This is a genomic window from Ectothiorhodosinus mongolicus, assembly GCF_022406875.1.
Lineage (GTDB): Bacteria > Pseudomonadota > Gammaproteobacteria > Ectothiorhodospirales > Ectothiorhodospiraceae > Ectothiorhodospira > Ectothiorhodospira mongolica.
Genome location: NZ_CP023018.1, coordinates 1,528,544 through 1,548,022, shown reverse-complemented (window position 1 = coordinate 1,548,022; position 19,479 = coordinate 1,528,544). Strand labels below are relative to the sequence as shown.

17 protein-coding genes are annotated in these 19,479 nt (G+C 57.0%); 6 read left to right on the top strand and 11 right to left on the bottom strand.

The genetic code is table 11. The annotated features are described in order from the left end of the window. Positions 1-13: 13 nt before the first annotated feature. Positions 14-577 (bottom strand): elongation factor P, encoded by a 564-nt coding sequence (efp, locus tag CKX93_RS07530; protein ID WP_076756098.1) that lies wholly within the window; start codon positions 575-577, stop codon positions 14-16. 32 nt (positions 578-609) lie between these two features. On the opposite strand from efp, the gene epmB reads away from it, so the two are divergent. Further along, on the top strand, positions 610-1,617 hold the full coding sequence (gene epmB / locus CKX93_RS07525) for an EF-P beta-lysylation protein EpmB (protein ID WP_076756097.1): 1,008 nt from the start codon (positions 610-612) through the stop codon (positions 1,615-1,617). Here the strand turns inward: epmB and htpX are convergent. The 4 genes from htpX to parE form a co-directional block, all read right to left on the bottom strand. Further along, complete coding sequence (gene htpX, locus CKX93_RS07520; RefSeq protein WP_076756096.1) at positions 1,614-2,504, bottom strand: protease HtpX; 891 nt, start codon at positions 2,502-2,504, stop codon at positions 1,614-1,616. The genes epmB and htpX overlap by 4 nt on opposite strands. 96 nt (positions 2,505-2,600) lie before the next feature. After that, a complete protein-coding gene (gene parC / locus CKX93_RS07515) occupies positions 2,601-4,847 on the bottom strand; it encodes a DNA topoisomerase IV subunit A (RefSeq protein ID WP_076756095.1) in 2,247 nt (748 codons plus the stop codon). Beyond that, positions 4,847-5,083 carry a hypothetical protein gene (locus CKX93_RS07510; protein WP_076756094.1) on the bottom strand — a complete coding sequence of 79 codons (237 nt, stop codon included), beginning with the start codon at positions 5,081-5,083 and terminating at the stop codon, positions 4,847-4,849. The genes parC and CKX93_RS07510 overlap by 1 nt, the downstream gene beginning before the upstream one ends. 14 nt (positions 5,084-5,097) lie before the next feature. Next, on the bottom strand, positions 5,098-6,990 hold the full coding sequence (gene parE / locus CKX93_RS07505) for a DNA topoisomerase IV subunit B (RefSeq protein ID WP_076756093.1): 1,893 nt from the start codon (positions 6,988-6,990) through the stop codon (positions 5,098-5,100). A 138-nt stretch (positions 6,991-7,128) separates the two neighbouring features. Between parE and trxA the strand changes: the two genes are divergently transcribed. Next, positions 7,129-7,965 carry a thioredoxin gene (gene trxA / locus CKX93_RS07500; RefSeq protein ID WP_076756092.1) on the top strand — a complete coding sequence of 279 codons (837 nt, stop codon included), beginning with the start codon at positions 7,129-7,131 and terminating at the stop codon, positions 7,963-7,965. On the opposite strand, the gene CKX93_RS07495 is transcribed toward trxA, so the two are convergent. Genes CKX93_RS07495 through CKX93_RS07480 form a run of 4 tightly spaced genes read right to left on the bottom strand, consistent with a single transcriptional unit; the run spans position 7,962 to position 11,856 of the window. Further along, positions 7,962-8,690, bottom strand: a complete 729-nt coding sequence (locus tag CKX93_RS07495) for a DsbC family protein (RefSeq protein ID WP_076756091.1) — start codon at positions 8,688-8,690, stop codon at positions 7,962-7,964. The genes trxA and CKX93_RS07495 overlap by 4 nt on opposite strands. A gap of 27 nt (positions 8,691-8,717) precedes the next feature. Further along, a complete protein-coding gene (xerD, locus tag CKX93_RS07490; RefSeq protein WP_076756090.1) occupies positions 8,718-9,614 on the bottom strand; it encodes a site-specific tyrosine recombinase XerD in 897 nt (298 codons plus the stop codon). Next, the gene (locus CKX93_RS07485; protein ID WP_076756089.1) at positions 9,611-10,381 is read right to left on the bottom strand and encodes a slipin family protein; all 771 of its coding nucleotides are present in this window, start codon (positions 10,379-10,381) and stop codon (positions 9,611-9,613) included. Before CKX93_RS07485 ends, xerD begins: the two co-directional genes overlap by 4 nt. Then, positions 10,378-11,856, bottom strand: a complete 1,479-nt coding sequence (locus CKX93_RS07480; protein WP_200799835.1) for an NfeD family protein — start codon at positions 11,854-11,856, stop codon at positions 10,378-10,380. The genes CKX93_RS07485 and CKX93_RS07480 overlap by 4 nt, the downstream gene beginning before the upstream one ends. A gap of 122 nt (positions 11,857-11,978) precedes the next feature. Here CKX93_RS07480 and CKX93_RS07475 point away from each other — a divergent pair, with 122 nt between their 5' ends. Next, complete coding sequence (locus CKX93_RS07475) at positions 11,979-12,500, top strand: RDD family protein (protein WP_143339965.1); 522 nt, start codon at positions 11,979-11,981, stop codon at positions 12,498-12,500. On the opposite strand, the gene lptG is transcribed toward CKX93_RS07475, so the two are convergent. Next, on the bottom strand, positions 12,474-13,532 hold the full coding sequence (gene lptG / locus CKX93_RS07470; protein ID WP_076756088.1) for an LPS export ABC transporter permease LptG: 1,059 nt from the start codon (positions 13,530-13,532) through the stop codon (positions 12,474-12,476). The genes CKX93_RS07475 and lptG overlap by 27 nt on opposite strands. Further along, positions 13,529-14,629 (bottom strand): LPS export ABC transporter permease LptF, encoded by a 1,101-nt coding sequence (lptF, locus tag CKX93_RS07465; protein ID WP_076756087.1) that lies wholly within the window; start codon positions 14,627-14,629, stop codon positions 13,529-13,531. Before lptF ends, lptG begins: the two co-directional genes overlap by 4 nt. 99 nt (positions 14,630-14,728) lie before the next feature. Here lptF and CKX93_RS07460 point away from each other — a divergent pair, with 99 nt between their 5' ends. The 3 genes from CKX93_RS07460 to CKX93_RS07450 are packed head-to-tail and all read left to right on the top strand — an operon-like array spanning position 14,729 to position 19,470. Beyond that, positions 14,729-16,222 (top strand): leucyl aminopeptidase, encoded by a 1,494-nt coding sequence (locus CKX93_RS07460; RefSeq protein ID WP_076756086.1) that lies wholly within the window; start codon positions 14,729-14,731, stop codon positions 16,220-16,222. 10 nt (positions 16,223-16,232) lie between these two features. Continuing rightward, a complete protein-coding gene (locus CKX93_RS07455; RefSeq protein ID WP_076756085.1) occupies positions 16,233-16,661 on the top strand; it encodes a DNA polymerase III subunit chi in 429 nt (142 codons plus the stop codon). Positions 16,662-16,704: 43 nt separating this feature from the next. Further along, positions 16,705-19,470: a valine--tRNA ligase gene (locus CKX93_RS07450; protein ID WP_076756084.1), complete on the top strand. Its 2,766-nt coding sequence runs from the start codon at positions 16,705-16,707 to the stop codon at positions 19,468-19,470. Positions 19,471-19,479: the final 9 nt, after the last annotated feature.

Below are 19,479 nucleotides of genomic sequence, written 5' to 3'. Positions count from 1 at the left end.
AGGGAGGCGCGCGTTAGGCGCGCGAGACGTACTCGCCGGTGCGTGTATCGACGCGAATCACATCGCCTTCGTTAAGAAACAAAGGTACTTTCACCACCGCACCGGTCTCCAACGTCGCGGGCTTGTTGCCGCCCTGCGCGGTATCGCCACGCAAGCCCGGATCACATTCAGTGATCGCAAGCTCAACAAAATTCGGGGGGTTGACTGACAGCGGTGCGCCATTCCACAGTGTCACGGTGCAGATGTCCTGCTCTTTGAGCCATTTCATGGCATCGGCCACAGCCGTTTCGCCGGCAGCATGCTGTTCAAAGCTCTCGGGATGCATGAAGTGCCAGAACTCGCCATCGCTGTAGAGATACTGCATGTCGGTATCCATGACATCGGCGGCCTCCACGCTCTCACCGGACTTGAATGTCTTTTCCAAAACACGACCGGTTTTTAGATTGCGAATCTTCACGCGGCTAAAGGCCTGGCCTTTACCCGGCTTCACAAATTCGTTCTCGACGATGGCGCAAGGATCACCGTCCATCAAGATCTTCAGGCCACTTTTGAACTCATTGGTGCTATAACTTGCCATGCTGCCGCATCTCCAAACCTGCAAAGCCGCACATGATACCGCGAATCACCCTTCACTGTGAGACCCCCGATTGGCAGCGCCTGATGGCTGAGGCCATCACCGATCCGGCCGAGCTTTTGGCCATACTGGATCTGAACCGGGCTCTATTACCGGCGGCGCGGCGTGCTGCGGAGCTTTTCCCGCTGCGTGTGCCGCAGCCATACCTGGCGCGCATACAGAAAGGCCGGCCCGATGATCCTTTGCTGCGCCAAGTCCTGCCCTTGGAGGCAGAGTGTTTGGAGACTCTTGGTTTTATCGCCGATCCTGTGGGGGATTTAGCCGCCAGCACAGACAACGGCATCATTCACAAATACCACGGGCGGGCTTTAATCATCACCACCGGCGCTTGTGCGGTGCATTGCCGTTACTGCTTTCGCCGTCACTTTCCCTACGCCAGCGCCAGCAGCCGCAGTCAGTGGCCGGCGCAGATACAGTGGCTAAACCGGCACACCCAGATCAACGAAGTGATACTTAGCGGCGGTGACCCCTTAAGCCTGAGTGATGCTCGGCTGGCGGACATGGCAAGCGATCTGGCGGCCATCCCGCATCTGCGCTGCCTGCGCCTGCATACGCGTCTGCCGGTGGTGCTACCCCAGCGGGTCGACGAGCCCCTTCTCGCTTGGCTCAGCGCCCTACCCATGCCAAGAAAAATCATGGTCATACACGCCAATCACGCCCAAGAACTGGATGCTAACGTGGCAGAGTCGTTGGCGCGCTTAAGCGCTATTGGGGTGCGCCTTTACAACCAAGCGGTCCTGCTCAAAGGCGTTAATGATGATGTGCGGGTATTATCAGAGCTCAGCGAGCGCCTCATGGATATCGGCGTGCAGCCCTATTATCTGCACCTTTTGGACCGCGTTCAGGGCGCCGCCCATTTCGAGGTGCCGGAATCTCAGGCCAAGGTATTGCTAGAGGAATTAGCGAACCAGCTACCGGGCTACCTCATGCCCCGCTTGGTGCGTGAGGTGCCCGGCGCTGGTGCCAAACAAACCGTGCTTTAGAAGCTGCTGGCTTTCAGAGCCTGGATACGATCTTCCAAAGGCGGATGAGTCATGAACAAAGCCTTCAGGCCCTGAGCCCGACCACCGCGGATACCAAAGGCAGCCATCTGATCCGGCAGCTGAGAGGGATGTCCCTGAGCAGCGCGCAAACGCTCCAGTGCCGAGATCATCTTCTCGCGACTGGACAAACGCGCGCCACCGGCATCGGCACGGAACTCGCGCTGCCGCGAGAACCAGAAGACGATGATCGATGCCAGGATGGCGAGGATGATTTCCGCAACAATGGTGACAATCCAAAACGCCGGACCGTGGCCAGATTCGGTCTTAAACACGGCGCGATCCACGAAATGGCCAATCACCCGCGCCAAGAAGATCACGAAGGTGTTCACTACGCCTTGAATCAAGGCCAGCGTCACCATATCGCCATTGGCCACGTGCGCGACCTCATGACCCAGAACCGCCTCAACCTCGTCTTGGCCCATGTTCTGCATTAGGCCGGTGCTGACCGCCACCAAAGCATTATTACGGCTCATGCCGGTAGCAAAGGCGTTGGGATCTGGGGAATTGAAAATCCCCACCTCGGGCATGCCGATGCCGGCCTGTTTGGCCTGACGGCGCACGGTATCCACCAGCCACTGCTCAGTACTGTTACGCGGCTGTTCGATGATCTGCACCCGCATGGCGCGCTTGGCCATCCATTTGGATAGCGCCAAGGAGATAAACGAACCGCCAAAACCAAACACCAAAGCAAACACGAGCAGGTTGCCGTAGCTAAGCCCCACCCCCTGCTCATCCAAAATGCGCTCGACACCGAGGATGCGCAGGGTAATGCTGAGCACCACAATGATGGCAAGGTTGGTTGCCAGAAAAAGCAGTACACGCTTCATTGATATCTCCGAACGCTAAAGAGTCGAAAAGGAACCGCCCTATTAGATGGGGTTTACCCGGGAAAATTCAACCAAAAAAATGGGGTACGACCCCACTTACGAGGTGAATTGGGGTCGTACCCCTTTTTTGATGAAAGGGAGTTTGAGGCCGCGGCGAGCGCGCTCGCCGGTGTAGGTCTGCCACTCGTCGGGCTTTAGGGTCTTGGGTTTCTTGCCGGCGGCGATGGTGAGGCTGTCGTTGGCGCCGAGTACACACAGATCCGCCAAGCACTCCTCGCCGGATTTGAGGCGGGCTGAGGGGACGTTAATGATTTTATTGCCCTTGCCTTTGGCGAGCTGCGGCAGGTCGGCGAGACGGATGATCAACAGATAGCCCTCACTGCTGACCGCGGCCAGATACTGCTGTTCAAGATCACGAACGCGCACCGGCGCCATCACCTCAGCGCCCGCTGGCAGGCTAAGTAAAGCCTTGCCCGCACGATTACGCGAAACCATGTCCGCCAAGGTACAGACAAAACCGTAACCATGGCTACTGGCCACCACGAAATGTTCTTGCTCAGCACCCATCAGCACACTGACAAATCGAGCGCCATCCGGCGGGGACAAGCGCCCCGACAATGGCTCACCTTGGCTGCGCGCTGATGGCAGCGTATGGGCCGCCAGGGCATAGGTGCGCCCGGTGGTATCAAGAAACACCGCCAGCTGATTACTGCGCCCCTGGGCCGCGGCCAGATATTGATCACCGGCCTTGTAATTCAGCGCTTGAGCATCGACCTCATGGCCCTTAGCCGCGCGCACCCAACCCATGGCAGAAAGCACCACGGTCAAAGGCTCGGTAGGCACCAGTGCGGTTTCATCCAAAGCCTGCGCCGCCGCGCGGGCAACCATCGGTGAGCGTCGTGCATCGCCAAACTTCTCCGCATCAGCGGTCAGCTCATCGCTCACCAAACGATGCAAGCGCGCCTTGGAGCCGAGGATTTTTTCCAGCTTATCGCGCTCTTTTTGCAGATCATCCTGCTCACCGCGTATCTTCATTTCCTCAAGCCGCGCCAAATGCCGCAACTTCAGTTCCAAAATAGCCTCGGCCTGGGTATCGGTCAGACCAAAGCGCTTAATCAGCACGGGCTTGGGTTGGTCGTGCTCACGAATAATGGCGATGACTTCGTCGATATTTAAGAAAGCGACCAGCAAGCCTTCCAAAATGTGCAGACGCGCCTGCACTTTTTCTAAGCGCCAACTCAAGCGGCGACGCACGGTCTCAATACGAAACTCCAGCCACTCGCGCAGCAAAGGCAAAAGCGGCTTCACCTGCGGGCGGCCGTCCAAGCCAATGATGTTGAGATTGACGCGATAGCTGCGTTCCAAATCGGTAGTGGCGAACAAATGCGCCATCAAGGCATCAATATCGATGCGATTGGAGCGCGGCGTGATGACCAGGCGGGTGGGATGTTCGTGATCCGACTCATCGCGCAAATCCTCGACCATCGGCAGGCGCTTGGCCTGCATTTGCGCCGCTATCTGCTCTAAAACCTTAGCGCCAGACACCTGAAACGGCAGTGCGGTGATAATAATATCGCCATTTTCTCGTTCGAAGCGGGCACGCATGCGCACACTGCCATGACCCGAACGATACAGCGCCAAAATATCCTGGCGCGAGGTAATGATCTCAGCATCCGTAGGAAAATCCGGCCCCTGAATATGCGCACAAATCGCCTCTAAGTCCGCATCGGGCTCGGCCAATAAGTGCACGCAAGCCGCCGCCACCTCGCGCAGATTATGCGGCGGAATATCGGTAGCCATGCCCACCGCAATACCCGTGCCGCCATTGAGCAGCACATTGGGCAGGCGCGCGGGCAACACCTTGGGTTCTTCCAAAGTCCCATCAAAATTTGGCACCCAATCGGCCGTGCCCTGACCCAACTCCGAGAGCAGCACCTGCGCATAGGCCGATAAGCGCGCCTCGGTATAGCGCATCGCCGCAAACGACTTCGGATCATCCGGTGAGCCCCAGTTGCCCTGACCATCAACAAAGGGGTAGCGCGAGGAAAACGGCTGGGCCAACAGCACCATGGCCTCGTAACAGGCCGAGTCACCATGCGGATGGTATTTACCCAGCACATCACCGACGGTACGCGCAGATTTCTTGTGCTTGGATAGAGCAGACAGCCCCAGCTCGCTCATGGCATAAATCAGTCGACGCTGCACCGGCTTTAGACCATCGCCCACATGCGGCAAGGCACGGTCGAGAATGACGTACATGGCGTAATCCAAATACGCCTTTTCCGCAAATTGATGCAGTGGCTGGCGCTCCGCGCCCTCAAAGTCCAGCGTCAAAGACTCCATCAATCCTCATCCTGCTGCGCATCTTTCCAATACAGCCAACCGATGGGCACCATCATCGCGTAACCCGAGATGATCAACACCATACTGTATCCAGGAAAGCGCAGCTCCGGAGGATAAAAACTGCCGATGCCCCCGGCCACCAACTCAAGAATTCCCGTCATCGACAGGAAAACGCCCAAAAAGCTCAGCAGCACCAGAAAAAATCGGGTTCCAAATTTGACCGGCAGATTGGCCATCGCAAATGCTCCTCTTAAACCTCGGCCAGATGGCCCTTACTTTCCAGCCAACTGCGCCGATCGGCGGCGCGCTTTTTCGCCAGCAGCATATCCAATAGCCGTGGCGCCTCGTCATCGTCTTCCAAGGTCAACTGCACCAAGCGGCGCGTATCGGGATCCATGGTGGTCTCCCGCAATTGCAGGGGATTCATCTCACCCAAGCCTTTAAAGCGCGTCACCATGACTTTGCCTTTTTTGCCTTCGGCCTGGATGCGCTCGAGAATGCCCTGCTTTTCCGCTTCATCCAGCGCGTAAAACACCTCTTTACCGACATCAACGCGGAACAAGGGCGGCATCGCCACATAAACCCGTCCGGCAGCGACCAAAGGCCGGAAATGTCGGACAAACAAGGCGCACAGTAGGGTGGCTATATGCAGGCCATCGGAGTCCGCATCCGCCAGAATACAAATCTTCCCGTAGCGCAGCTCACTGAGATCCGCAACGCCCGGGGTGACACCGATGGCGACACTGATATCGTGAATCTCCTGAGAGCCCAACACCTGATCAGGATCGACTTCCCAGCTGTTTAGGATCTTACCGCGCAGCGGCATGATGGCCTGAAACTCGCGATCCCGTGCCTGTTTGGCCGAACCGCCAGCAGAGTCGCCTTCCACCAAAAACAGCTCGGTACGTGCCAAATCCTGAGCAGCGCAATCGGCCAACTTACCCGGCAGGGTTGGACCCTGAGTGACTTTTTTACGCACCACTTTCTTGCCGGCACGCAGCCGTTTATTGGCATTGGAAATGGCCAGCTCGGCAATGCGATCGCCGACCCCAGGGTGCTGATTCAGCCACAGACTGAAACTGTCTTTCACCACCCCAGACACAAAAGGCGCGGCTTCTCGTGAGGACAGACGCTCCTTGGTTTGTCCTGCAAACTGGGGATCCAACATCTTAAAGGACAAGACGTAAGAGAGATTCTCCCAAACATCCTCAGGCGCTAGCTTCACGCCGCGCGGCAGCAGATTACGAAACTCACAAAACTCGCGCAGGGCTTCGGTCAGCCCGGTACGCAGTCCATTCACATGCGTGCCGCCTTGCGCCGTAGGAATGAGATTGACATAGCTCTCAGTGATTGCCTCACCGCCCTCAGGCAACCAAACCACCGCCCAATCCACAGCATCAGTCTCGCCTGCCATCTCGCCCATAAAGGGCTCCTCGGGCAGCCGCGGGAAACCCTCAAGCGTCTCTAATAAATAGTCACGCAGGCCGCCGGCATAAAGCCAATCGCAGCGCTCACCCGTAGTCTCATCAAAAAAGCTCACCGCCAGACCTGGGCACAGCACGGCCTTGGCGCGCAGCACATGCTTCAATCGACCTAAGGCGAATTTCGGCGAATCGAAATACCCCGGGTCCGGCCAAAACCGCAGTGCAGTCCCAGTATTGCGGCGCCCGACCTCACGCAACACAGTTAAATCGCTGGTCTTATCCCCGCTCGCAAAGCTCATCTGATATTCGCGGGCGTCGCGGCGAATGGTGACTTCCAATCGAGTGGACAAGGCATTAACCACAGAGACACCGACGCCGTGCAAACCGCCGGCAAAGCCATAATTGCGGTTAGAGAATTTCCCGCCGGCATGCAGAGTACATAGAATCACCTCAACCCCAGGACGCTTCTCGCCAGGATGCTCATCAACCGGCATACCGCGGCCATTATCGGTCACCGATAGAGACCCGTCCTTATGTAAAACCACATCGATGCGATCGGCATGACCCGCCAGCGCCTCATCCACCGAGTTGTCGATGACTTCTTGGGCCAGATGATTGGGACGGGTGGTATCGGTATACATGCCCGGGCGCTTGCGCACCGGGTCCAGTCCTGAGAGGACTTCAATATCTGAAGCAGTGTAGGAAGTCGTTGCGCTCATGCGCCCTATTTCATAGTCGTTAGGCGCCGCTACTGTATGAAACATCCCTGCAAAGTACAAGCACGCCTCTCTTGAACAATGCAGCCATCATCCCAACAATAGGGCATCATCCAAGCATACGAAATCCTAGGAGAAGGCATGAGCCAACAGGCCCATTACAGCGATATCACCGCCAGCCAATTTCAAACCGAGGTACTGGAGCGCTCCATGCAAGTGCCGGTTCTGGTCGACTTTTGGGCGGACTGGTGCCAACCCTGCAAGATGCTCATGCCTATCCTGCAAAACTTGGCTGAGGAATATGCGGGGCAGTTTTTTCTTGCCAAGGTGAACACCGACGTGGAACAGGCGTTGGCCGCTCAAGCCGGCGTGCGCAGCTTGCCCACAGTCATGCTGTTCAAAAATGGCCAAGTGGTGGATCACTTTATGGGCGTGCAGCCTGAGTCAGAGATTCGCGCCCTGCTCGACAGGCATATCCCCAAACCGGAAGCCAGCCCTTTGGAAATCGCCCGTGACATCGGCGCCAGTGGCGATCATGCCAACGCCCTAGAACACATTCGCGCCTTGCGAGCGGCCTCACCCGATGATGAGTCCCTGAAAATCGATGAGGCTCGCGAACTCATGGCCCTGGGTGATTTAGAAGCCGCAGAGGCTCTGCTGCAAACCTTGCCGCTGGATTTACATGAGACCGCCGAGGTCGCACCACTTAAGGCCACCTTGCTGTTGGCCCAGCTACAAAAGCTCGGCGAGGATCCAAAGGCGGAAGCAGCACCGGCGCAGATGCTCGTACAAGGCTGTGCCCAACTTCTCAATGGCCAAGCCGAGTCGGGTTTCGAGACTTTGTTGCAACTGATGCGCCAACACCCCAAATTCGCCGACAGCGCCGCGCGTCAGGCCTTGGTGGCTGGATTCACGATGATCGGCAATGACCCCGTGGTCACCACCTATCGCAAGCGCATGATGGCCCTGTTGTACTAGCGTCTGACCAATTGCTCCAGTAAACGATTAATCTCATCGGCAGGACGGTAACCGGGCACCAAATCGCCACTTTCGAGCAGCATTGCTGGCGTGCCATTGACTCCCATCAACTGCCCCGCCGCCACATGCGCCTCGGCCGGGACTTCACACTGCCGCGACTCGATGGTTTCGCCGTCTTTGACGCGATCCATGGCGGCACGCTTATCGTCCGCACACCAGACGTTCACCATCTTGGTGTAGGTCGCACTGCCCTCGCCAGCCCGGGGAAACATCAGATAACGCACTTCCACCCCATTGGCATTAAGCTCAGGAACTTCTTCATGCAAACGCCGGCAATAGGGACAGTCAACATCGGTAAACACCGTGATCGTATGGCGATGCTCACCACTGGCCGGATAGGTCACCATGCCCTCGGTGGGTAGTTCCGCCAGCAGCTCAAGCCGCCCTTGAGCGCGGCTGACCGCGGTCAGATTCTCCATAGTTTCCAGCTCGACCAGTTCGCCCTGAATGGCGAAACGGCCATCGGCGCTGATGTAGAAAGTTTGCACGCCATAGCGCACCTCATAGAGATCCCCGACACCGGTGGCACCGATGTAGCTGGGTGTGCCATCGGGAACCAGCTGCTGCACGCGCTCACGCACCTGATCCATCGCCGCATCGGCCAGCGCCGCACCGGCACTCAATAGCGCCGCCAAACAAACACCCGTTACTAAAGTTTTACGCATCACAATCACTCATCAAAAAGTCAGCAGTTAACCACGCGGATGATGTTGGGCGTGGAGGGATTTCAGACGCTCTTGCGCCACATGGGTATAAATTTGGGTGGTCGATAGGCTCGAATGCCCCAACAGCATCTGCACCACGCGCAAATCCGCCCCATGATTCAAAAGATGTGTGGCAAATGCATGGCGCAGCGTGTGCGGTGATAGGTGTTTACTGATGCCAGCCGCGCGCGCATGACGCCGCAGCAAATACCAAAAAGCTTGCCGCGTCATCGCACCACCGCGGCGGGTGACGAACAAGGCCTCAGCTTGACCATGCCCGGCCAATAAGGCCGGCCGCGACTCTTGCAGGTATTGCTGCAAACGATCCAAGGCTTCTTCGCCCAAGGGAACCAACCGCTCTTTGCTGCCTTTGCCCATGGTGCGCACCACACCATGCTTTAAGCTCACCTGCCCCAGTTCCAGCGAGACCAGCTCTGAGACCCGTAGCCCGGTGGCATACAAAAGCTCGAGCATGGCGCGATCTCTGAGCCCCTCTGCGGTTTTGAGGCTGGGCGCTGCCAATAGATTATCGACTTCGATTTCACTCAAAGAAGACGGCAAACCCCGACCCACACGCGGACCATCAATGCGCGCTGTAGGATCTTCCGTAATCAAGGCATTTTGCACGGCATAGCCATAAAACCGTCGCAGGCTAGACAATAGACGCGCCAGACTTCGAGGACGCGCGCCGCCCTCCATACGCGCTGCCAAATAGTCCAGTAACTGCGGGCGCCCGGCGCTCAACAAATCACCCCGCCCTTGGCTCAACCACTGAGCCAACGCCGATAGATCCGATCGGTAGGCATCCAACGTACGCTGGCTCAAACCATGCTCCATCCAGAGCGCGTCCAAAAACCGGTCAATGCTGGCTTGATCTGAGCTCACGCACTGCCTTTAGTCGCGCCATCGGCTTTACTCCCCATCAGGCCCTTGAGCAAGTCCATGGGAAAAGGAAAGATCACTGTCGACTGACTGGTGGTCGCCATATCCGCCATGGTCTGCAGATAACGCAGCTGCAAAGCCTGGGGATTGGTGGACATGATGCCTGCGGCTTCGGTGAGTTTTTGCGCGGCCTGCAGCTCACCCTCGGCGTGAATAATCTTGGCGCGTCGTTCACGCTCTGCCTCGGCTTGACGGGCAATGGCGCGGATCATGCTCTCGTTCAAGTCCACATGCTTGATTTCCACATTGGCCACCTTGATGCCCCAAGCATCGGTTTGTACGTCCAAAATGGCCTGAATGTCGTTATTCAGCTTATCGCGCTCGGACAACATCTCATCCAGATCATGCTTACCCAGCACCGAGCGCAAGGTGGTCTGCGCCAACTGGCTGGTGGCGTTGTAATAATCTTCCACCTGGATAATGGCTTTTTCGGGATCAACCACCCGAAAATAAAGAACGGCGTTAACACGCACCGTGACGTTATCCTGCGAGATCACATCCTGACTGGGAACATCCAGCGTGATCACGCGCAAATCCACGCGCACGATCTGCTGAATCCCGGGAATCACGATGATCAGACCCGGGCCCTTAACTGCCTGAAAACGACCCAGAAAGAACACCACGCCCCGCTCGTATTCCGGCAGGATGCGGATCGACATGACCAATAGCCCAAGAACGAGGGCAATGGGCACCAGAATCGAGAGAATCATGATTGAACTCCTTTGCTGAGGGCTTCGTCGGGGACCGAGCTCGGTACCACGGACACGGTCAAATCGTGTAAGGCGGTGACTTCGAGTACATCACCTTTGTTAATCTCGAGCGTGCTATCCGCATGAGCCAACCAAGATTCGCTGTGCAGCCAAACCCGGCCTTTGCCATCAGCAAAGTCCGTTAAGGCCACGGCGCGCGCGCCAATCAACTCTTCCCGGCCGGTCGTTGCTGGCTTGCGGCGAATACGAATCAAGCGACTCAGAATCCAGATGAAAAACCCTGCTGAGACCAAAGCCGTGCCACCAATCAACGGAATCGAGATGGCGAAATTCGTATCATCTACCAAGATTATCGACCCCACTACAAAGGCAGCAATGCCGCCAAATCCCAAAATCCCAAAGCTGGGCACAAAGGCCTCAGCAATCATGAACACAATGCCCAAGAAAATCAGTGCTAGACCGGCGTAATTGATGGGCAGGACCTGGAAAGCATACAAAGCCACCACCAAAGAAATCGCACCGATGACACCCGGGAAGATACTCCCCGGATTGGCCAACTCAAAAATAATCCCATACACACCCACCAACATCAGCAAATAAGCAATGTTGGGATTAGTGATCACCGCCAGCAGCTGGGTGCGCCAGTCAGGCAGGATTTCTACCAACTGCAAACTGCTGGTATCCAAGACACGTTCGCCAATTTCCATTTTCACCGTGCGACCGTCAATCGCTGCCAATAACTCGGGAATGCTCTCTGCCACCACATCAATGACATTGAGTTTTAAGGCCTCAGTCGCGCCGATATTCATGGCTTCGCGCACGGCCTCCTCCGCCCAGTCGGCATTGCGGCCCCGCAGCTCAGCTAGCTCGCGAATATAGGACACCGCGTCTTCTAAAACCTTACGCTCCATGGCGGTCTCGCCGCGACGTGGTCCGCGAGCCGGGGCTTCAGCAGCATCCTCTTGCGCTGTTGCCTCTTCCAAGTTTCCGCTCGCATCATCAGCCGCCGCGTCTTCTCCCTTTCTCTCCGGGGCGGCATCGGGCTCGTCAGCGCCCGGCATACCTGGCAGGCCACCCCCGCCCATTTGTACGGGGGTTGCTGAGCCCAAATTGGTGGCTGGTGCCATGGCCGCAATGTGACTTGCATAAAGCAGATACGTCCCCGCACTGGCGGCGCGGCCTCCAGGCGGATACACGTAGGTCGCCACAGGGACGGTAGAAGACAAAATGGCCTTGATCATGTCGCGCATCGAGCTGTCGAGCCCGCCCGGCGTATCCATACGCACCACAACGATCTCGGCATTCATCTCTTGCGCGCGGTTCAAACCCCGCATGAAGTAGTCGCTGTTGGCCGGCCCGATGGCACCCTCGATATTGAGGATCACCGCCACCCGCTCACGGCTACCCGCCTGCCCAAGTAGCAGCAAAGACATACCCAGTAGAATCAGTGTTACCCAAATGGCCAGTCGCTTCATACACCCGAGTCTATATCATGTCCTATTGCCCATTCGACCGCGCCTTGCGTCGGAAGTTTTATGACGCATCCGTATAATGCATCAGATACCCCTCCAAGACTGTGGCCTGCGAGACGATTGCCGTGACTGATGACTCATCCCAACCCATTGGCCTACTCAAGCGCATGGCCTGCATGTTTTATGACGGTCTGCTGGCCTTCTCTGCGCTGATGCTCACCAGCCTAGCCATTACCGCTTTAACCGCTTTAGAAATCGAACAGGCCAGTTGGACTCAGCCGGCCATGCTAGCGCTTGCGGCAGTCTATTTCGGTGTAGCTTTCACTTACTTTGGCTGGTTTTGGACTCACAGTGGCACGACCTTGGCGATGACTACCTGGCAAATACGCCTGGTCAGCAGCGATGGCACAGCGGTCACTTGGTGGCAGGCGCTGCGGCGTTTTTCAGTAGCCCTGGCGCAATGGATCTTGGTATTGGGGGCTTTCCAGGCTTGGCGCCTGGATCTTTTCCTACTGACTAAAGGCTTGGTACTGCTGATCGTTATTGGCTTAATTCTGTCCTGGCGCCATCCGCGCAAATTGATGTTGCACGACTGGCTATCCGGCACAGAACTCACGCACTCACCGCACCCGGGAAAGACCCCATAAGGCAAATGCCAGAAAAATCAGCATCGGCAGGGTCGCGCTCAATGCAGGCGGCAGCCCCCAAATTAATCCACCATGGGCCAGCGTCTGGTTCACCAAGTGAAAGCCAATGCCCAGCAGCATGCCCACAAAAAGACGCTGTCCTGTACCGCCAGCCCGCAATGGTCCAAAGATAAACGGCAATGCCAGTAGCAGCATCACCAAACTCGACATGGGGGTCGCAATTCGACCCCACAGGGCCAGTTCATAAACCGAGGACTCCAACTGATTGACACGCAGATAGCTGATATAGCGCCACAGTGCTAAGCCCGACATTTGGCTAGGCTCCACCACAATCACGTCAAACAGTTCAGGCGCCAGAAGTCGCGGCCAAATTTCCTGATCCACGCGTGCGGTCAAGACTCCGGTCGTGCTGATGCTGCTGCGCACCAAGCCCTGCATTTCCCAACCTGAAGCGCCTCGGTTAAACGCATCGCGAATCTGCACGGACTCAACTAGCTGTTGCCGATCGAAGGTGTAGACCCGCACGTCACGCAGATGCAAATCAGGCAGGATGCGGCGCACATGGATATATTTTTGTTCATCGCGTGCCCATAGGCCCGTGCCGCCCAGATGTACCTGTCCGGCCACGCCAAAGGTGCGCAATTGCTGGGCCTGACGTTCACTGGCCGGAGCCACTACCTCCCCCAAAAAAACAGCGATGAGCATGAGGATCATGCCCGCGGTGAGCGTGTTGCGGCTGATTTGTCCTATAGAGAGCCCCGCCGAGCGCATGGCGGTCAACTCGCTGTTTTCGGCGACCGCTCCCAAACTGAGCAAGGCGCCAATCAATACCGCAGGTGGAAACAACAAATACAAACGCCCCGGAATCGTCAGCAGGGTGTAGGTCAAGACCTGCAGCCAGCCATAGGTCTCGCTCATCTGCTCCATTTCATTAATGAGGGTCGCGGCTACATCCAGCGCCAAAAGCACCAACAGGGCCAGCAGCGCCCCACCAATGATTTGCATTGTGAGATAGCGGTTGAGGATGCTCATGCCGGCCTCTGGCGCAAGCGATTACCGCGACCCAGGGGCAACTGACGCAGCAAAACACTCAAAGCTACCAACAACATCACCGCATGCACCCACCACATCCCCAACCAAGCGGGCGTCACCCCCTCAGCAAACCATGAGCGGCCGCTGATTTGTAATTGTGCATAAAGCACGTAGACCAAGATGCCCAAAGCCAATTTCGCAAAACGCCCTTGCCTGGGGGTGGTATGCGCCAGAGGCAAAGCCAGTAGGGCCAGAATGAGCAAAGAAACAGGCGCGGACAAGCGCCATTGAAGTTCGGCTTGATGATCCAACTGCGCCGAACCCCAAATCTCAGCTGTCGTTAACATCGAGGTGCGCTGGCGCATAAATACCTCAGTCTGCTCGGGCAGCCGCAAACCATGTTCCGCAAAGCGCACAATGCGAAAATCAGCACTGCCGGGATCACCTTCATAGCGATAGCCATCCACCAGTACCAGATAGGCATCTCCAGTACTTGAGTCGATACGGCGCTCCCCGCTTTCGGCGCGAATCACCTGTGTGGGCCCACCGCGCACGCGTCGCTCGATAAGAACCCCTTGCAATCGCTGTTTGTCCGCGGACAAAGATTCCACGAAGATCACCGTGCCCGTCCCCACCCCAGCCTGCATGAATCGACCGGGAACAATCCCTGCTAAATCACTGCGATCATGGGTTATGGCTCTGAGCTGCTCTACCTGCTGACTGACCACGGGCATCAGCAGCAATACCAGCACACTAAGAATCAGAGCCAAGGGCAAGGCTACGGTGTAAATCGCCCCATAGAGTTGGCGCATACCCACGCCACACGCTCTCAAAGCAGCCATTTCACTATCTTTGTAGAGGCGCCCCAGGCTGAGCATCACCGCCAAAAAAAGTGACACCGGCATCAGCAATAACAGGGTATTAAATGATCCCAACAACAAGACCCATGGCAGGGTATCGGCAGGAATACGCCCCTCAGCAACCAGCTCCAACAAGCGCGTCAAGCTGCCGCCCATAATGATCAAAAACAGCACGACCATCACTGCCAGCAGCGAAAGCAGAATTTCCCGGGAAATGTACCGATAAATCAGGCTCAAGGATGTCTCAATAGCTCAGGCGTGTTGGTTGCCGTTGATTATTTTCCATAGAATACACGGGAGGCCATCGACCATCACACCGCAAAGACGAGGAAAAGCATGGAATTTTCAATTGGCAGCAGCAGCCCGGAAACTCAGAAAAGCGCGTGTATCATCGTCGGCATTTACGAACGAGGCAAGCTTTCGGAGGCTGCCGCCGCCTTGGATCAAGCGCTGGATGGGCTGCTCAGCAGTTTGTGTAAGCGCGGCGACATCAGCGGTGAGGAAGGCGAATTACTGTGGGTTCCTCATGTGACAGGAATCCCTGCTGAGCGCTTATTACTGGTGGGTTGTGGTAAGACCAAAACGCTGAGCGAATCCAGCTTTCGCAAAATCACCACCGCGGTGGCAAAGACTCTGCAAAAGACCGCAGCGGATGAGGTCTACAACACGCTCACGAGCTTAACGGTGAAAGGCCATGATCTGCGCTGGCCATTGGTGCAAACCGTGCTGCTCATGGAAGAGTCCCGCTATCGCTTTGATGAGCTCAAAACCGGCAAAAAACCCAAAGCAGCAAAGCTCAAGCATATGGCCTTGCAGGTGCCACATGACGCTGACACCATCGCACTGGACCAACAGCTGGCCCGAGCCATGGCCACCGCTGATGGCGTCAGTCTGGCACGTGATCTGGCCAATCGCCCTGGCAACATCTGCACCCCCCGCCACTTGGCAGAACAAGCCAAGCAACTGAAAAAAGGCAATAAACGACTATCAGTCGAGGTGCTAGATGAAAATGCCATGGAAGAGCTGGGCATGGGTGCCCTGCTGGCTGTGGCCCGCGGCTCGGATGAACCACCTCGCCTGATTGTCCTCAATCATCAAGGGGGCAAGAAAAACGACAAGCCGATCGTGCTGGTGGGCAAAGGAATTACCTTTGACACCGGCGGCATTTCAATTAAACCCGCCCAGGCCATGGATGAGATGAAGTTTGACATGGGCGGCGCCGCGGCCGTCATGGGCACGATGAAAGCGGTGGCGCAGCTGCGCCTGCCCATCAACGTCGTCGGCATTATCGCTGCCGCGGAAAACATGCCCGACGGCAAGGCCGTTAAACCCGGCGACGTCATCACCACCATGGCCGGTAAGACTGTGGAAGTGCTGAACACCGATGCCGAAGGTCGACTGGTATTGAGCGATGCCCTGACCTACGCAGAGCGCTTTGATCCCGATGTGGTGATCGATATGGCGACCCTCACTGGCGCCTGCATTATTGCTTTGGGCCATCAAACCACGGCCGTGCTGGGCAATCATCGGCCTCTGGTCCAGGCGCTTTTGGACGCTGGTCAGGAGGCTTTCGATCGCGCTTGGGAGTTGCCCCTATGGGATGAGTATCAAGAACAACTAAAAAGCAATTTCGCCGACATGGGCAATATCGGTGGTCGGGCGGCGGGCACCATCACCGCGGCCTGCTTTCTCTCGCGCTTCGCCGAAAAATACCGCTGGGCACACTTAGACATTGCCGGGGTGGCCTGGAAAAGCGGCTCACAGAAAGGCGCCAGCGGCCGCCCCGTGCCGCTGCTGATGCAGTACCTTTTTAACCGCGCTGGGTCTTAAAGCCGATTGCATGCCACGCGTTGACTTCTATGTATTGGAAGACGAGCAGCTGCATCCGCGGCTGCTCACCGTCTGTCGGCTGGTGGAAAAAGCCCTGGAGCGCGGTCATCAGGTGCATATCCATACCGACTCGCCGGCTACCGCCAGCATGATTGACGATTGCCTGTGGACGTTCCGCGATGATGCATTCATCCCGCACGCCGTGGATGCGCCGGAAGATGAGCCCCTGCCGGTGCGCATCGGCCTGCAATCCGGTCCGGTCGCGGCTGCCGATATATTGATCAATTTGGCTACCCAAGTGCCAGATTTCTATACGCATTTCGCGCGGCTGATTGAGGTCGTTAATCAGGATCCCGCCATCCGTGATACCGGCCGCGACCATTTTCGCTTCTTTCGCGAACAGGGGTTGGAGTTACATCATCACCCGATTCGTTCCTAAAAAACCTATAATCCCGACTTTGCCTGCCTAAGCCGACTGCCCCATGGAAAAAACCTACGACCCACACGCCATCGAACGCCGAATCTATGCCGAGTGGGAGAGTCAGGGGCGATTCGCGCCCAGTGGTCAGGGCGAGCCCTACTGCATCATGCTGCCGCCGCCCAATGTCACCGGCACGCTGCACATGGGTCATGCCTTTCAAGACACCTTGATGGACACCCTGATTCGCTACCACCGCATGCGCGGCCACAACACGCTGTGGCAGGGCGGCACCGACCACGCCGGCATCGCCACACAAATGGTGGTGGAGCGCCAACTGGCGCGAGACGGCATCTCCCGCCATGATCTGGGTCGTGAGGCCTTCCTCGACAAGGTCTGGGAATGGCGCGAGCACTCCGGCAACGAAATCCAAAAACAGCTGCGCCGTATGGGCACCGCCATTGACTGGAGCCGCGAGCGCTTCACCATGGATGAAGGCTTATCACAGGCCGTCACCGAAGTCTTTGTGCGGCTGTATGACGAGGGTCTGATTTACCGTGGCAAGCGCTTGGTGAACTGGGATCCGGTGCTGCACACCGCTGTCTCTGACCTCGAGGTACTCTCCGAAGAAGAGCAAGGCCATCTCTGGCATCTGCGCTATCCATTAAGTGATGGCTCCGGGCATTTGGTGGTCGCCACCACCCGCCCAGAAACCATGCTGGGAGATACCGCTGTGGCCGTGCACCCTGAAGATGAACGCTATCGGCATCTCATCGGTAAGACCGTCGACCTGCCGTTAACCGGTCGGCAAATCCCGGTGATTGCCGATGACTATGTCGACCCCGAATTTGGTTCTGGCTGCGTGAAGATCACCCCGGCCCATGATTTTAATGACTATGCGGTGGGCAGCCGCCATGACCTGCCATTGATCAACATCTTTACCGTGGATGCCTGTATCAACGACGAGGCCCCCGAAGCCTATCGCGGCATGGAGCGTTATGAGGCCCGCAGAAAGATCATCGCCGATTTCGAGGCTTTAGATCTTCTTGAGCGCATTGATGATCACAAGCTCATGGTGCCCAGAGGCGATCGCACCGGCGCGGTCATTGAGCCCTTCTTAACCGATCAATGGTATGTGAAAGCCGGACCGCTAGCTGAGCCGGCCATCAAGGCGGTAGAAGACGGCCAGATTCGCTTTGTGCCGGAGAACTGGAGCAAGACCTATTTTGAATGGATGCGCAATATTCAAGACTGGTGCATCTCCCGGCAGATCTGGTGGGGTCATCGCATCCCCGCTTGGTATGACCAACAAGGCAACATTTACGTCGCTCGCGATGAAGCCGAGGCCCGCGAGAAATACAGCCTCGATGCGTCGGTCACGCTGCGCCAAGACGCCGACGTCCTCGATACCTGGTTCAGCTCGGCGCTGTGGCCGTTCTCAACCTTGGGCTGGCCGGAACAGACGCCGGAGCTGAAGACCTTCTATCCCACATCTGTGCTGGTCACCGGCTTTGACATCATCTTCTTCTGGGTGGCACGCATGATCATGATGGGCCTGAAATTCATGGACGATGTGCCCTTTCGCGAGGTCTATGTCACCGGCCTGATTCGCGATGCCGAGGGCCAGAAAATGTCCAAGTCCAAAGGCAATGTGCTCGACCCCATTGATCTGATCGATGGCATCAGCCTTGAGGATTTACTGGCCAAGCGCACCACAGGCCTGATGCAACCACAAATGGAAAAACGCATCGCCCAAGCCACGAAAAAACAGTTTCCTGATGGCATACCGACCTTTGGTACCGACGCCCTGCGCTTCACCCTGGCCGCGTTGGCCTCCAGTGGCCGCGACATCAAGTTTGATCTGGGCCGCATCGAGGGTTACCGCAATTTTTGCAACAAGCTGTGGAATGCGGCGCGCTATGTCTTGATGAACACCGAGGGCCAAGACACCGGCACTCAGGGCGGCGAGATGCGCCTATCACTGGCGGATCGCTGGATCCTCTCGCGGCTGCAAAACACCATCTCCGAGGTGCACCGACAGCTGGGAGAGTATCGCTTTGATCTGGCCGCCAAGTCGCTCTATGAATTCACTTGGTATGACTATTGCGACTGGTATCTCGAGCTCTGCAAACCCGTTTTGACCGGCGAAAACGTCAGCGATGAGGAAAAATGCGGCACCCGTCATACGCTGGTGAGCGTTCTCGAACAGCTCCTATGCCTCTTGCATCCGATGATGCCGTATATCACTGAAGCCATTTGGCAACAGGTGAAAACCCCAGCCGGCGTCGACGGTGAAACCATACTGCAGCGCGCCTATCCTGAGGCCGACACAGCGCTCACCGATACCGCCGCCGAACAAGAACTGGAATGGGTGAAAACCTTTATTCTCGGCATGCGGCGTATCCGCGCGGAGATGGACATTGCCCCCGGCAAGCCCCTACCCGTGCTGTTGCAAAATGCCCAACCGGCTGATCGCCAGCGCTATGAGGCCAATGCCGCTTTTATCGGCTTTCTGGCCCGCCCCGAATCCCTCACCTGGCTGGAAGATGCCGATACCCCACCCGAATCAGCCATGGCTCTGGTCGGTGAGATGCGCCTGCTGATTCCGCTGGCTGGCTTGATCGACAAAGACGCCGAACTGGCCCGCCTCGCCAAAGAAATCGCCAAGCTGGAGAAAAACCTCGAGCAATCCGAGACCCGGCTCAACAACGAAAGCTTCGTCGCCCGCGCCCCCGCCGAAGTCGTCGACAAAGAGCGCGCCCGCGTCGCCGAAATGCGCAACGCCCTCCAGGAACTGCAAGCCCAGCACAGCAAAATCCGCCAGATATAAAAACGGGGT